Source organism: Dermatophilus sp. B7861-1, assembly GCF_058996045.1.
Genome location: NZ_CM180082.1, coordinates 2453109 through 2467567 on the forward strand (window position 1 = coordinate 2453109; position 14459 = coordinate 2467567).

At 60.5% G+C, this 14459-nt stretch carries 11 protein-coding genes, 1 tRNA gene and 1 other RNA gene; 5 read left to right on the plus strand and 8 right to left on the minus strand.

The window, feature by feature from the left end; genetic code table 11:
• Positions 1-22 precede the first annotated feature (22 nt).
• Positions 23-1933, plus strand: a complete 1911-nt coding sequence (locus tag AC2T9U_RS10825) for a potassium transporter Kup (protein WP_493696097.1) — start codon at positions 23-25, stop codon at positions 1931-1933.
• Between the two features lie 73 nt (positions 1934-2006).
• Here AC2T9U_RS10825 and AC2T9U_RS10830 read toward each other — a convergent pair whose 3' ends face one another.
• Positions 2007-3278, minus strand: a complete 1272-nt coding sequence (locus tag AC2T9U_RS10830) for an aspartate kinase (RefSeq protein ID WP_115032231.1) — start codon at positions 3276-3278, stop codon at positions 2007-2009.
• 211 nt (positions 3279-3489) lie between these two features.
• On the opposite strand from AC2T9U_RS10830, the gene AC2T9U_RS10835 reads away from it, so the two are divergent.
• Positions 3490-4485: an ATP-binding cassette domain-containing protein gene (locus AC2T9U_RS10835; protein ID WP_208304276.1), complete on the plus strand. Its 996-nt coding sequence runs from the start codon at positions 3490-3492 to the stop codon at positions 4483-4485.
• Positions 4482-5819, plus strand: coding sequence for a hypothetical protein (locus AC2T9U_RS10840; protein WP_493696098.1), 1338 nt, complete (start codon positions 4482-4484; stop codon positions 5817-5819). The genes AC2T9U_RS10835 and AC2T9U_RS10840 overlap by 4 nt, the downstream gene beginning before the upstream one ends.
• 54 nt (positions 5820-5873) lie before the next feature.
• On the opposite strand, the gene AC2T9U_RS10845 is transcribed toward AC2T9U_RS10840, so the two are convergent.
• The 5 genes from AC2T9U_RS10845 to ffs form a co-directional block, all read right to left on the minus strand.
• Complete coding sequence (locus AC2T9U_RS10845) at positions 5874-6485, minus strand: DUF5063 domain-containing protein (protein ID WP_493696099.1); 612 nt, start codon at positions 6483-6485, stop codon at positions 5874-5876.
• On the minus strand, positions 6478-7077 hold the full coding sequence (gene recR / locus AC2T9U_RS10850) for a recombination mediator RecR (protein WP_115032223.1): 600 nt from the start codon (positions 7075-7077) through the stop codon (positions 6478-6480). Before recR ends, AC2T9U_RS10845 begins: the two co-directional genes overlap by 8 nt.
• 42 nt (positions 7078-7119) lie before the next feature.
• The gene (locus AC2T9U_RS10855) at positions 7120-7761 is read right to left on the minus strand and encodes a lysophospholipid acyltransferase family protein (protein ID WP_493696100.1); all 642 of its coding nucleotides are present in this window, start codon (positions 7759-7761) and stop codon (positions 7120-7122) included.
• A 128-nt stretch (positions 7762-7889) separates the two neighbouring features.
• Positions 7890-10451: a DNA polymerase III subunit gamma and tau gene (locus AC2T9U_RS10860; RefSeq protein ID WP_493696101.1), complete on the minus strand. Its 2562-nt coding sequence runs from the start codon at positions 10449-10451 to the stop codon at positions 7890-7892.
• 155 nt (positions 10452-10606) lie between these two features.
• An RNA gene (gene ffs / locus AC2T9U_RS10865) (signal recognition particle sRNA small type) lies at positions 10607-10703 on the minus strand.
• A gap of 160 nt (positions 10704-10863) precedes the next feature.
• On the opposite strand from ffs, the gene AC2T9U_RS10870 reads away from it, so the two are divergent.
• Positions 10864-10952, plus strand: a tRNA-Ser gene (locus tag AC2T9U_RS10870).
• A gap of 60 nt (positions 10953-11012) precedes the next feature.
• On the opposite strand, the gene AC2T9U_RS10875 is transcribed toward AC2T9U_RS10870, so the two are convergent.
• Both AC2T9U_RS10875 and AC2T9U_RS10880 read right to left on the minus strand, forming a co-directional pair.
• Complete coding sequence (locus tag AC2T9U_RS10875; RefSeq protein ID WP_493696102.1) at positions 11013-12014, minus strand: BadF/BadG/BcrA/BcrD ATPase family protein; 1002 nt, start codon at positions 12012-12014, stop codon at positions 11013-11015.
• A 123-nt stretch (positions 12015-12137) separates the two neighbouring features.
• Positions 12138-12986, minus strand: coding sequence for an ADP-ribosylglycohydrolase family protein (locus AC2T9U_RS10880; protein ID WP_493696103.1), 849 nt, complete (start codon positions 12984-12986; stop codon positions 12138-12140).
• A gap of 95 nt (positions 12987-13081) precedes the next feature.
• On the opposite strand from AC2T9U_RS10880, the gene AC2T9U_RS10885 reads away from it, so the two are divergent.
• The gene (locus AC2T9U_RS10885) at positions 13082-14452 is read left to right on the plus strand and encodes a 3'-5' exonuclease (protein ID WP_493696104.1); all 1371 of its coding nucleotides are present in this window, start codon (positions 13082-13084) and stop codon (positions 14450-14452) included.
• Positions 14453-14459 lie beyond the last annotated feature (7 nt).

Sequence of the window (14459 nt, forward strand, 5' to 3'; positions counted from 1 at the left end):
CACTCAGTGACACCATGCAGCAGTGAACACCACAGAGAACGAGGACACCACGCCTCACAAACACGGCGTAACCGTTCTCCTGAGCGCTCTCGGCGTCGTCTTCGGCGACATCGGCACCAGCCCCCTCTATGCCCTCCAAACAGTCTTCTCCACAGACCACAACGCTGTCGCAGCCACCACCGAAGACGTTTACGGAGTGCTTTCCCTCGTAGTGTGGTCCATCACCATCGTGGTGTCCATCAAATACATCGCACTAGTCATGCGCGCCGACAACAACGGCGAAGGCGGCATCCTCACCCTCACCGCGCTCCTACGCAGGATCTACCGCAACCCCCGACACATCTACACCGCCACCCTGCTAGGCATCCTCGGCGCCGCACTCTTCTACGGCGACTCCCTCATCACACCCGCCATCTCCGTCATGAGCGCCGTCGAAGGACTCGCCGTCATCGACCCCACCGCCGAAACCCTCGTAGTGCCCCTGTCCCTGATCATCCTCACCATCCTCTTCGCCTTACAGCACAAAGGCACCCACGCCGTCGGCAAAGCCTTCGGACCAGTCATGATGCTCTGGTTCCTCACCATCGCCGCCCTCGGAATCCCCCACATCTTCACCCACCCAGCCGTCCTACAAGGCCTCTCCCCCACCTGGGCAATCCACTTCGCCCTCGACCGCCCCGCCGTCGCCTTCATCGCCCTCGGCGCAGCAGTCCTCACCATCACCGGCGCCGAAGCCCTCTACGCCGACATGGGCCACTTCGGCGCACCCCCAATCCGCAAAGCCTGGTTCTTCATCGTCTTTCCCTGCCTCCTACTCAACTACCTTGGCCAATGCGCCCTCATCCTCACTAACCCCGCCGCCATCGACTCCCCCTTCTTCCACCTTGTCCCCACCCCACTGCTCATCCCCGTAGTCATCCTCGCCACCGCAGCCACCGTCATCGCATCCCAAGCCGTCATCTCCGGAGCCTTCTCCGTATCACAACAAGCCCTCAACCTCGGCCTCCTACCCCACTTCGCCATCCGCCACACCTCCCGAGAAGAAGGCGGACAAATCTACGTACCCATCATCAACACCACCCTGGCCATCGGCGTAGCCATCCTCATCCTCAGCTTCCGCAGCTCCGCAGCCCTCGCCAACGCCTACGGCCTAGCCGTCACCGGAACCCTTATCCTCACCACCGTCCTATTCACCATGCTCGCCCACCGCTGCTGGAACTGGCCCGCCTGGGTCATCGCCCCCATCACGACACTCATCGGCAGCCTGGAACTGCTCTACTTCGCCGCCAACCTCACCAAAGTCATCCACGGCGGCTGGCTACCCATCGTCATCGCCACCATCATCCTCATCATCATGACCACCTGGATGCGCGGCGCCCACCTGGCCAACAAGCGCAGAGCCAGCCTCGAAACCAATCTCCTGACCTGGCTGGAAAAAATCTCCGACAAAGGCATCCCCCGCGTCCCAGGACAAGCGATCTACCTACACCACAACCTCGAAACCGTTCCCCTAGCCCTCAAAGAAAACCTCCGCTTCAACCACGTCCTTCACGAAAACATCGCCATCGTCACCGTCGAAACCACCAACATCCCTCACGTACGCCACAACGACCGGGTCACCGTGACCGACATCGGCACCGAAGACGATGGCATCGTGACCATACGCATCCGCCTAGGCTTCAACGACTCCCGCGATGTGCCCCACAACCTCGCCTGGAGCGCAGGCAAAGACCCCCACTTCACCTACGACGCCGACGAAGCCCGCTACTTCCTCTCCGTACTGCACATTCACCCCAACCACAACTACAACAAACTCACCCGCATCCGCCGCGGCCTGTTCATCTTTCTCAACCGCAACGCAGGCAGCCGCGCTGAAGCCTTCCACCTACCACCCCATCGCACCGCGATCCTTGGCGGATCCATGTACCTATAGCCCGCCACCACACAACGAAGCAGCGGCGCCACGAACTATCGCGACACCGCTGCCTCACACAGCTACTACCAAATCAGCGACCAGTACCGCCGTACACGACCGCCTGAACCTGCTCATCATCGAGACCAAACGCTGAATGCACAGCACGCACAGCCTCATCCAACTGATCATCCCGTGTCACCACCGAAACACGGATCTCCGAGGTCGAAATCATCTCAATGTTGATCCCAGCCGAAGCCAACGCAGCAAACAAGGTTGCAGAAACACCCGGGTGAGAACGCATACCCTCACCCACCAGCGACAACTTACCAATCTGGTCGTCGTAAAAAATGTTCTCAAAGCCGATCTGCTCACGCACTTGATCCAAAGCCTGAACAGTCCGGTCACCATCAGCCATCGGCAACGTGAACGAAATATCCGTCGTACCAGCCTTCGACGTAGACACATTCTGCACAATCATGTCGATGTTGCCCTGCGCCTCCGAAACCACCTGGAAAATACTCGCAGCCTTCCCAGGAATATCCGGCACCGCAGTAATCGTGACCTTTGCCTGGCCACGATCATGCGCCACCCCCGTAATCAACGGCTCCTCCACAGCGTCTCCTCCTCGAGGCTCGTCAGTGATGATGGTGCCCGTCTTATGCGAGAACGACGAGCGAACGTGAATCGGAACATTGAAACGACGCGCGTACTCCACACAACGCAACATGAGAATCTTCGCGCCAGAAGCCGCCATCTCCATCATCTCCTCTGTGGAGACACGCTCGAGACGACGCGCCTTCGGCACAATCCGCGGATCAGCCGTGAAAACACCATCAACATCCGAATAGATCTCGCACACATCCGCACCCAACGCCGCAGCCAAAGCCACCGCCGTCGTATCCGAACCACCCCGACCCAACGTCGTGATGTTCTTCGTCGTCTGCGAAACTCCCTGGAAACCAGCCACAATCGCGATATGGCCCTCAGCCAACGCCGACTGAATCCGGCCAGGGGTCACATCAATAATGCTCGCCCGACCATGCACCTCATCCGTGATCACACCAGCCTGCGATCCCGTAAACGACTGCGCCGAATGCCCCAACGCCTCAATAGCCATCGCCAACACAGCCATCGAAATGCGCTCACCCGCAGTCAGCAACATATCCAGCTCACGCGCCGGAGGAAGCGGAGTCACCTCCTGCGCAAGATCCATCAAATCATCCGTCGTGTCCCCCATCGCCGAGACGACAACACACACATCGTTGCCTGCGCGCTTAGTCTCCACAATCCGCCGCGCAACACGCTTAACACTCTCAGCATCCGCCACCGACGAACCGCCGTACTTCTGCACCACCAAACTCATGGACTACACGCCTCTCCAACGCAGACAACGCGACAATTCGCGCCAAGTCTAAAGCTCCACACAATTCACACCACCGCCTGACCATCCAACCAACCCCACCCACCCCCATCCAAAAAACCCACCAAAAACCCTCACACACAACAACACCCCGCCGATAAACACATGAACCACAAACCCGGTCAGGGGAGACCCTCACGCCTCAGAAGGTCGCATGAACAACGTCGCCGAGAAAGAACCCCGCACCCACACCAGCGGAAACACCGACGAACCCGGCCTGCAACTCACCAACATCGTGCTCACCCACCGAAAACGCACCATCCTCGACCACACCCGCCTAGGCGTTCTCCCCGGCACCATCACAGCATTAACCGGACCAGCCGGATCCGGAAAAACAACCCTCATGCGCGTAGCCGCAGGAATCCTACGCCCCACCTCCGGCACCATCCGCATCGCCGGCATCGACCCCACCACACACCCCCAACAAGCCCGCGCACACACCGGCTGGCTCCCAGCCACCCGCACCAACCTCGGCCCAGTCACCCCCCGCGAACTCCTACGCACCTTCACCATCGGACACCGCCTACCCGAACGCACCGGACGCCTACGCACCAACGAACTCATCGAACGAATGAACCTCACCCACGTCGCAGACACACACGCCAGCACCCTGCCCCTGGCAACCCAAACCCTCCTCATGCTTGCCTGCGCCACCATCCACAACCCCGCCGTCCTCCTCCTAGACGAACCACTCACCGGACTCGACAGCGACGACCGCGCACACATCGCCGACCACCTACGCGCCGAAGCCCACCGCGGAACAGCAATCCTTGCCACCGCCCCCGACTCCTGGCTCCTCGACGAAGTCGCACACCGCTGCGTCACCATCGACCACGGCCGCATCACCGGATCACACGAACTCCACACCACCAACGGTCACCGCTGGCGCATCGTCAGCCTCGACGGCGACATCCTCCGCACCACCCTCAACGCCAACGGAGTCGACTACGAAGACGTGCCCACCCCCGATGGCCGCCTCACCCACCGCGCCGCCGTCGACGTCGCCATGACCCACGAACGCGAAGCCACCGCCCTACTCAACGCCCTCACCCGATCAGGCGTACCCGTCTACGGATTCGGCCCCAGCAACACCACCCACACCCCACTCAACGAAACCCCCACCATCCACGGCCACGAGGCCACCCCGTGAAACTACGCCTACCCAAACGCACCAAACGCACCCGCGAATGGCGCTGGACCACCGACCGCCGCAAAGCAGAAAAAACCCAACGCAAAACCCAACACACTCCCAAACCCGCCACCACCCGCAGCGACAACCGAACCCCTCACACCGGCATCGCCCGCCTCACCGACGCCCTACCCCGCACCCCCATCCCCCCACCCCTAAACACCCCAGCCCGGCGACACACCCTCACCGCCATCACACACATCGCCGCACTCGAACTACGCACCACCGCCCGAACCCGCCTCACCTGGACCATCACCGCCACCTGGACCGCACTCATCTACGGATTCCTCCTGCTCGCACTCGCCACCACCGGCACCAACGCCCCCACCCTCCTACACAGCATCACCGCAACGACCACCCTCATCACCACCCTCATCCTCGCCCCCATCCTCGGCGTCACCCCCCTGGCCCGTACCCGCGCCACCGGCCTACTCGACATGTTCCGCCTCACCGGATTCACCCCTCGCACCATCTCCTGGGGCACCACCCTCGCCACCACCACCCAATACACACTCCTACTCCTCATCGCTACCCCCGCCCTAGCTATCGGCACCCTCCTAGGCAACGCCAACCCACTCGACCTCACCGGAACCCTGCTCACCCTCGCCATCACCGGATGGACCCTCACCTGCCTCGGCTCAGCAACGGCCACCCTCATCGCCCACCGCGCCCTCGCCTCTTTCACCGCCATCACCATCACCGGCGCACTCATACTCACCCCCGTACTCCTCTTCTCCGCACTCCTACCCCTGACCAACGAAGCCACCAACGCCCACGTCGCAACCAGCACCCCCCTGCACACCACCAACGGACACCACCCCGAACAATTCATCACCTGCACAGTCACCAACACCACCCGACACCGCAACCGCCCCGACCACATCTGGTGGCTCCTACTCCCCCAACCCTTCATCACCCTCGCCGACGCCGCCCCCCACATCCCCCGCACCCTCGCCTTCGAGCCCCTCACCGCCCTACGCACCGCAATCCGCACCACTCGCGCCACCCCACCCACCCCACCCACCATCGACGAATGCCCCCTGCCCAGCCGCCCCACCGAACACACACAAAACACACATCCCACCCCCACTGAAAAAATCCGCGCAACCATCACTGAACAACACCGCACCACCACACAACAAGCAGAAAAACTCACACCACACTGGCCCATCTCTCTGGCAATCTGGACTCTCATAGGCGCCACCGCCACTGCCTACACCACCCGACGACTCAAAATCCCCGGCCCAGCCGCATACGGCGAACACACCATCCACCACGCCCCCACCAACACCTGACCCCCGGCAGCAAAAAGCCCGGCACCGCCACCGCGGAACCGGGCCGAACTAGACTCAACCCTGCTGTTCATCAGCATGCAAAGCCTCAAACTGCGCCTGCGCAATCGCGTCTTCATCGGCATCCAACCGAATATGCGCCAACAACGACTGCAACACTCGCAACGCACTCGCCGCCCGCGACCCCCACGTCGCCAAATAACTGAACTGCCACCACCACAACGCCTCCGATACCGCCCCTTCAGCGTGATGGCGCAACCCATGCATCAAACCCGAGGCCACGTCGGCGATATCGCCACTCAAACTTCCACTCACTACGTCCCCACGCAGCAGTGGATCCACCACATCCACATACTCATCAATTCCCCGCAACAACGCCGCCAGCCCATCCCGGATGTCATCAACATCCTCCTGACTACCCAAATCAGGCTCAAAGCGCTCAAACGGCACAACATCCATAATCGCGCCCAACCGCGCACCCGTCACCAAAACCTGCGACACCGCAAGTAACAGCAACGGAATCGCCGTTTCCGGCGAAGCACCACCAGCCACACCACGAGCAGCCGCCAAGAATGTGCGCGCCTCCAACGCCGTCTCCTCAGCAAGAACCACCAAATCATCAGGCACCTGCCCACCAGAACTACCAGCACCTTGCACCGACTCAGACATGAATCATCCGCCTCCCTTCGAAGGCGCGGCCGAGCGTGATCTCGTCCGCGTACTCAAGATCGCCCCCGACTGGCAAGCCAGAAGCCAAACGTGACACTGAAACACCCATCGACCCCATCGACCGAGCCAAATACGTAGCCGTAGCCTCACCCTCCAAATTCGGATCAGTCGCGATGATCACCTCCTGCACAACCCCATCAGCAAGACGCGAAAACAACTGCGCTACAGACAAGTCCCCCGGGCCAATGCCCTCCATTGGATTAATCGCCCCACCCAAGACGTGATACAGCCCCCGGAACTCACGCGTGCGCTCAATCGCAATCACGTCTTTAGGTTCCTCCACCACACAAATCTTCGAGGCATCACGCCGCGGATCCCCACAAATCCGGCACTTCTGCTCCTGCGCGACATTGCCGCATACCTCACAGAACCGAACAGTCTCCTTCACATGCAGCATCGCCTCAGCCAACCGCTGCACATCCGCCTCATCAGCGCTAAGCAGGAAAAACGCGATCCGCTGAGCACTCTTCGGGCCGACCCCGGGCAACCGCCCCAGCTCGTCAATTAGATCCTGAACCGCGCCTTCATACACACCATCAGCCTAGCCCCCGACACCCCCTAACTCCGAGAGCTCTCATCCGGCAGATGCCACCCCAGGTCTCTCGTTATACGCACCCGCCAACTCCTGACCACTCATCGCCTGAATCGCCCCCATAATCTCGTCCGTAATACTTCTACGCACCACCCCCTTAGGCACGCCAACGAACCTATCCGCAAAATTCATCGGCTTTCCGTACTGCACACACACCTTCGCAGGATGTATAAACCGCGATCCCACCGGCTGTAAATTCTCCGTTCCTTGCAAAGCGGTCGGCACCACCACTGCCCCCGACTTCATCACCAGCTCAGCAACCCCTGTACGCCCCCGATACAAACGCCCATCCCGCGAACGCGTCCCTTCTGGATAAATACCCACTGCACCACCGCGCGCCAGTACCTCTAACTGCAGTTCCAAGGACTTCTGAGCTGCACGCGGATCATCCCGATCAACTGGGATCGCACCAATACTGGTAAAGAAAGTCCGGCTAACAAAACCGGAAATCCCCGACCCCGTGTAATACTCTTTCTTAGCTAAAAAAGCGATCTCACGAGGCGTTGTCATCGGAATAATGAAACTATCTAAAAAAGACAAATGATTGCTCGCCAAAATCACCGGACCGCGCAAAGGAATATTCTCCTTACCCAGCACAGTCGGCCGCAAAAGTGCACGGCCCACAGGGCCAACCGTCTTACGCCCCAGCTCATACCACACCTAACTTCCCCCCTCCATTAAAAACTTCACTAACAGCGCATACTCTCACTTGCAATTCACCAAACAGCCGTGGAGGCAAACCGCTACAAAACTCATTCATCCAGCTCGGCAATAACCACACCACCAAGTATTTCGGCAATTACAGGCTGCCCCACCTGAGACAAATCCGAAATATCTTCATCATCAGCACTGGCACCAGATTCAAACGAATCTTCATCCTCTAAAGAAACCTCGGAAGCGCCAAAAGAACCCACTCCTGTCCCAGCTGTTTTCGCCTTTCTAGCTGCCATCGCCGCACGAAAAGCCTCGTGCCCTGAGTGTGGTCGCGTCGCCCCATCTCCAGACACAGCAGGTGCAGATGTACTTGCCGACAACGACCCCGCACCCGATGGAACAGGCACCGTCTCTTCTGCAACCTCTTCCACAACGGACGTTGGCCCTATCACAGACGTCTCATGAGGCTCTGTCTGCTCATTAGGCTCCACCGATTCAACCTGATGAACAGTCTCATCTACCTGCGGTTTGCACTCTGCAGAGCGAAACTGGAAACGCTCATCCCGTCGCTGTGAAGAAACAGGAGCTGCAGAACCCCATTCATGCGCACCTGAAGCAAAAGGATCTCCCGGACCTTCGTCATATTCCACCGGTTCTGGTGGCAAATCATCCGGGTACTTCGATGGCTGCGCCGCTTCTACCGCAGCACTCGATCGCACCTCAAGGCGCGAATCTCCTATCACCGAGACATCTGGCCGCGCATCCACAGCACGAGCTGCAGCAACAGTTGCCGCGTCTCTGCTGACCGTCTCTTGTGCGCCGCCACCGCGCGCATTAACCGGCGCGCGCTTGTTCGCTGCCTGTGCAGTTCGTCTAGCCCTGCCTACACCACGAGAACGCACTGATCCTGCCGCAGTCACCTCACCACGGTCTTCCATGGCAACGCCCTCAACCCTGACATCCACTCCCCGGGCCTCGATAAGCGCCTGACGCACCACCTCAGCATGGCTGCCCTGCACGAACGTACGAGCAAGCCCCCGCGAATTAATACCAAGAAGCAAACGCTGACCATCAAAATCAAGCACCTGTGAGTGCTGCGACAAAAAGGTCCATGTCGCTCGTCTCATCCCAAAAATAACGGCCAACACATCTGGCCATGCCCGACGAATCGCATCCGTATCCACCCCTGCGAGCGCACCTTGCTGTGGTGACTCCTCGTTTTTGCTGGTCGGCGCCGCCTGTTGGGGCAAGCTCGCCTTCCCTGTTTGACCAGCGCCTCGCTGACGGACTGACATCTTTGGCTCTGGTCGTGTGGGCACTACATCACCAACAGCAGCTGAAGCAGGCCCATCAGCACTATGAGGAGTGTTGATTTCTTGTGCATGTGAACGCAAAGCGCCCACATCTTGGGCATCGTCAGAACCACCTGAGGGACGAGCTGTAGCACTGGATGTTTCGCTCCTAGCTGAAGCAGGTGCGCCCCCGAGCTCAAGCCGACGCTCTAGGCGCCCCACACGAGCAATAACACCATCCTCACCAGCTGAGCGAGGCAACAATAGCCGTGCACACAGCAACTCCAGCTGCAGCCGAGGTGCCGTAGCCCCGGTCATAGCACTCAAACCCTCGTTAACGACATCTGCTGCATAAGACAACTCACCTGTGCCGAATGCGGTTGCCTGCTCCCGTAGACGGGCAATCTGGTCCACCGGCATACCGCGCAACACAGCTGAGAGGGTCTCTTGCGAAGCAGACTCTGTGGAATTGAGCGCCGCAATAACGATCAAATCGCGGAAGCGTTCTAAGAGGTCCTCAACGAATCGACGAGGATCTTGTCCGGTCTCGATCACCCTGTCGATCTGCCTGAAAACTGCTCCACCGTCTTGAGCCGCAATCGCATCAACAGTGGCGTCGAGCAACTCTCCTTCGGTGAATCCCAGTAGTGCGGCGGCACCTGCGTAAGTGATTCGACCGCCTGATCCAGCCATTAACTGATCGAGAACTGACATGGAGTCACGTACTGAGCCACCTCCTGCACGAACTACGAAGGAGAGCACTCCTTGCTCCACTTCGATCTGTTCCTGGGTGCATACCTGTTCCAGGTATGTCTGCAGGGCCATGGGCGGGACCAAACGGAATGGGTAGTGATGTGTCCTGGATCGGATAGTCCCGATCACTTTCTCCGGTTCGGTGGTGGCGAAAATGAACTTCACGTGTTCGGGTGGTTCTTCAACGATCTTCAGTAGTGCGTTGAATCCCTGGGGGGTAACCATGTGCGCTTCGTCAATGATGTAAACGCGGTAACGGGAGTTTGCTGGCCCATAGGACGCTTTTTCTCGTAGTTCTCGGGCATCATCAACGCCACCGTGACTTGCAGCATCAATTTCGATGACGTCTACGTTTCCTGCTCCGCCGCGGGCCAAAGCTTTACAAGAGGAACATTCGCCGCATGGAATAGGGGTGGGGCCTTTTTCACAGTTGAGGCATCGGGCGAGGATGCGAGCGCTCGTAGTTTTACCGCAGCCGCGTGGACCGCTGAACAGGTAGGCGTGCCCGACCCTGCCGGACTTCAACGCGTTCATGAGCGGTTCGGTCACGTGCTCCTGTCCGATGACGTCTGAGAACGTTTCGGGTCGGTAGCGGCGGTACAGGGCTTGTGTCACGTACCTGAGGTTAGCTGCCCGTGGCCGGATGGTTTTCTTGCCCGCACCGTTGGGGTGGGTACGTTGTTTTTGTTGGGGGCTTTGACCGGCGCGTATCGGGTTTTTGGTTCTTGATATGTGGAGGGGATTCACACGTGTGGTGTGTGTCCAGGGCATGAAGGGACCCCTCGCGCACCTGGAAGAGCACACCTACCCTTGCTGCATTCCTGCCCTGGGGGAGTTCAGTGAGGTACCACCACACGAGGGGTCTGCCTTAAGGCTAGCGCAGCTGCCCCTGGGGATGCCAACAATGCTGTTTTTGCTGGGTTTGTGAAGGTTTTGGGGTTATGGGAGCAGGGGTGCGAGCAGGCGGTGAACAGCTGTTGAGCTAAGGATTTCGGTTGGGCCGCCTTTGTCGGGTAACGTTGTCGTTGGAGGATTCGCATAGCGGCCTAGTGCGCACGATTGGAAATCGTGTTGGGTTAACCACCCTCAGGGGTTCAAATCCCCTATCCTCCGCCATAGGAGAGGTGCTCGTTTGGGTGCCTCTCCTTTTTTTGTGCGTGCGGGCGCCTGTGGAGCTCATGTGGCTGACAGTGCGCGGTGGTCACCCCGATGCACGAACGGTGGTTTGTGGGGGAGTTGGTTTCCTTCGCAGAGCCATTCACCGAGTTTTTCTGCTCCGTAGCGGGAGTCGTGCAGGGCGGGGACGAGGAAGAGGCGTCTTTTTCCGAGAGCTGATGCGATGGCTATTTTTACTGCTTCGATCATGAGCAGTTCACCGGTGACGGTTATTGCACTGTCGGGGACGAGGGATGTTCCAGCGGTGAGGGTGTCGGCGATATGTTCTCCGGCTGCGCGGATGATGAATTGTGCGATTGGGTCGCCGTCGACGCAGGCACGCGCTACGAGGGGAGCGAAGTCAGCGAGGAGGTCGTGTGTTCTTGGGGTGCTGAATAGTTGTGGCCATGCGTTTTCGGTGCCGAAGGCGTTGCGCGCCAGGTCCAGGAGTGTCTCAGAGCCATTGGGTACGCCGTCGCGGGCGCGTAAGGCTGCGCAGAGTCCTTCTTTGCCGATCCATGCGGCGGAGCCTCGTCCGCCGAGGAGGTTGCCCCATCCGTCGAGTCGTTGCCAGGTGTCTTTGAGGTTGGTTGCTAGTCCGGCTGCGGTGGCGCCGAGGTCGACAATGACACCTGCGTGGACGTTTTCGAGTGCGCCGAAGAGAGTGGTGAGCAGAGAGTCGACGACGAGGGTGGGGGCGTTGGTTTCATGGGTGAGGCGGGTGTGAAGGTGTCCCAGGTCTAGCGGGTGGGTGGTGGGGTCGATGGCGGCGATGACGTGCTGGGGTGGGGTGGAGCCGGTGGCGAGGAGGGGTTGACAGGTAGTAATGAGGGTGTCGGTGTCGAGGGTGGTGTGGGCTAGGTCGGGGATGTTGAGGGCAGCGGTGGGGTTAGTGCCGGTGCGGTGGGCGCGCAGGCCTCGGCGACCAAGGTCGATGATGAGTAGGTCGGGTGTGGGGTGGGGGGTGGGGGTGTTGGTGGTGTGGAGGATGTGTCCATTGATGGGGGTGTTGGGGTTGGTCATGGTGTGTCCTGTCCTCGGGGTGGTGCCGGCGATACAGGCGGTGTATTTACGGTGTCGCCCTGTTTTTTGGGGTGTGGTTAATCGTAGGTAGTGGTGGTTTTTTAGGGTGGAGGTTCGTATGCGTCAGGGGTGGTGGGTGCGGGTGGTGGTGATGTGGTTGAGGGTGTTGAGGTTGGGGTTGGGGTGGTGCAGGTGGGTGGGGATGGCGTTTTGTCCGTTGAGGGCGCCGGTGATGGCTCCGACGAGAGTGGTGGTGTGGGTGCTGTCGCCGCCAAGTTGGGCTGTGGCGCGGACGGCTTGGACTGGGTTGGGTGGGGTGTCGTTGTGGGTGAGCATGCCAATGATTGCGCATGCCGCGGGGAGGGTTTCTTGGGGTGCGTTGGAGGTGCCGATGAGGAGGGTGATGATGTCTGCGGGGGCTTCTGGGGCTTTGGTGGCTAGTGCGTGTGCCCAGGTGAGTCGGGCGCTGATGCTGGGGCCTGCTTGGTGGTGGGGTGTGGGCGTGGGGGTGGCGTTTTCGATGGTGTCGGCGGCGGAGAGGCTGAGGGCGAAGGCTTGTGTCCAGGGGACTCCTTCGAGGGCTGCGGAGATGAGGGTGGCGGTGGCTGCTGCTGCTGCGTAGGTGAGGCGTCCGCGGTGTTCGGGTGGGAGGTGGTTGCCGACGTGGTTTGCCAGGGTTGCGATGGGGTCGCAGGGGTGGGTGAGTCCTGTGGCTAGGGCAATGGGTATCCAGGTTGGGAGTGGGTGGGAGGCGGGGGTGGGGGGAGGTGAGTGGGTTGCGTAGGCGGTCGCGAGGTTTTCGATGTCGATGGTGGTGGGGTGGGCAGTGGTGAAGTCGGGGAAGGCGTCGTTGAGTGTGGTGGTGGCTTGGGTGCGGGTGAGGCCGTGGGTGATGGCGCCTAGGACGAGTCCCAGATGGGTTCCTGAGAGGGTTCCTGCTGCGCGGTCGGTGTAGTCGGGTGTGGTTCCCACGTGTTTAGCCTTTCTTTTGGCGTGCGTGTTCCAGGATGCCGTGTTGGGTGGGGTTGGGTTGGTTTTTGCGGTGGTGGTGGGTCTCAGTCGGTGGTGTGGCTGGTCGATCGATAGGTGAGTGTTTGTTGTGGAGTTGTTTGGGGGTGTGTTTGGTGGTGTTGGTGGTGTTGGTGGCTGCTGTGGTGTTGGTGGGGGTGTTTTTGGGTGTGGGTGGCCGTTCGCGTGGGGTGGGTGGCAGTGTTCGGGTTGAGCGTCCGGTGGCGTTGGGGGGTGGGGGGCGTTCTTCGGGTGGTACTGCGTTTTTTGGATATGGGGTGCGGGCGGTGGGAGTGGCCAGTGGAGGGTTTGTGTTGGGTGGGCCTTTCGCAGCGGTTGCGGTGGCGACGACGGGGTTGAATTCGCATGAGGATCGCGTTGTGGAGGTGGCGGTGGTGCGTTTTGGGGGGCCAGGTGGGCAGGTGTCTGCGTGGTCGAGTGTGGTGGATCCAGGGGTGGAGGTGGGTGGTTCGTCGTTGCATGGGTTGGGGGCCCGGGAGGTGGCGGGTGCGCCGGGTTTTGTGGATGTGGCGGGGGCTTTGGTGGCGATGTTGGGTGGGGCGGTGGTGGTGGCGCATAACGCGGAGTTTGTGGAGGAGGTGTTGCGGGCGGAGTTTTTGCGGGCGGGGTTGTTGGCGCCGAGTGTGCCTGCGGTGTCGTTGGGGCGGTTGTCTCAGTTGATGGTGGATACGCCGAATCATCGGTTGGGGACAGTGGCGGCGCGGTTGGGTACGCGGCATCGGCCGGATGGGTCTGCTGTGGCGGAGGCCGCTGCGGTGTGTGAGGTGGCGAGTGTGTTGTTGCCGGGGCAGATGGGGCGGGTGGTGTTTCCGGTGCCGGTGTTGCCTGAGGTTTCGCGGGAGGCGGTGGCGGGTGTGGGTAGGCCGCGGTCGGCGTTGCCGCCTGCACCGGTGGTGGATGGCTGGTTGACGCAGGTGTTGCGTTCGATGTCGGTGGGGGTTGTTGAGCTACATGATGCGCGGGCTGCGGCGTATACGGATGCGTTGGTGACGTTGTTGTCGCGGGGGCGTGTTGTTGCAGATGAGGTGCGGTTGTTGAATCGTTCGGCGGTGCGTTCGGGGTTTTCGGCGGAGGCGATTCGGGGGACGTTGGAGCGGTTTTTGGAGTTGGTGAGGCAGGCGGCGTTTGCGAATGTGGAGGTGTTGAGGTCGGGGCATGTGCGTCATTTGAGGGCGTTGGCGGTGTCGGTGGGGGTGCCGACGTATTTTGATGATTTGATTCCGCCGCCTGCTCCGGTGGCGCCTGTGCCGGGGTCGGGTTCGTTTGCTCGGCCGGTGCGTAAGCCGTTGCCTGCGTTGCCGGTGGAGCGGGGGCCGCGGTGTGGTCGGTGTTTGCAGGTGGGGCATTGGGCTTCGGCGTGTCCGCGGCGTGGTGGTGTGGGGAGGGTTGATCCGGTTGATCCGGTGTGAGTTGTGG

Bases quoted from the DNA above. Each gene is read 5' to 3' on its own strand.
- AC2T9U_RS10875 (WP_493696102.1), bottom strand. From the start codon at position 12,014: ATGACCAACCCCAACACCCCCATCAATGGACACATCCTCCACACCACC.
- AC2T9U_RS10845 (WP_493696099.1), bottom strand. From the start codon at position 6,485: ATGTCTGAGTCGGTGCAAGGTGCTGGTAGTTCTGGTGGGCAGGTGCCT.
- AC2T9U_RS10835 (WP_208304276.1), top strand. From the start codon at position 3,490: ATGAACAACGTCGCCGAGAAAGAACCCCGCACCCACACCAGCGGAAAC.
- AC2T9U_RS10830 (WP_115032231.1), bottom strand. From the start codon at position 3,278: ATGAGTTTGGTGGTGCAGAAGTACGGCGGTTCGTCGGTGGCGGATGCT.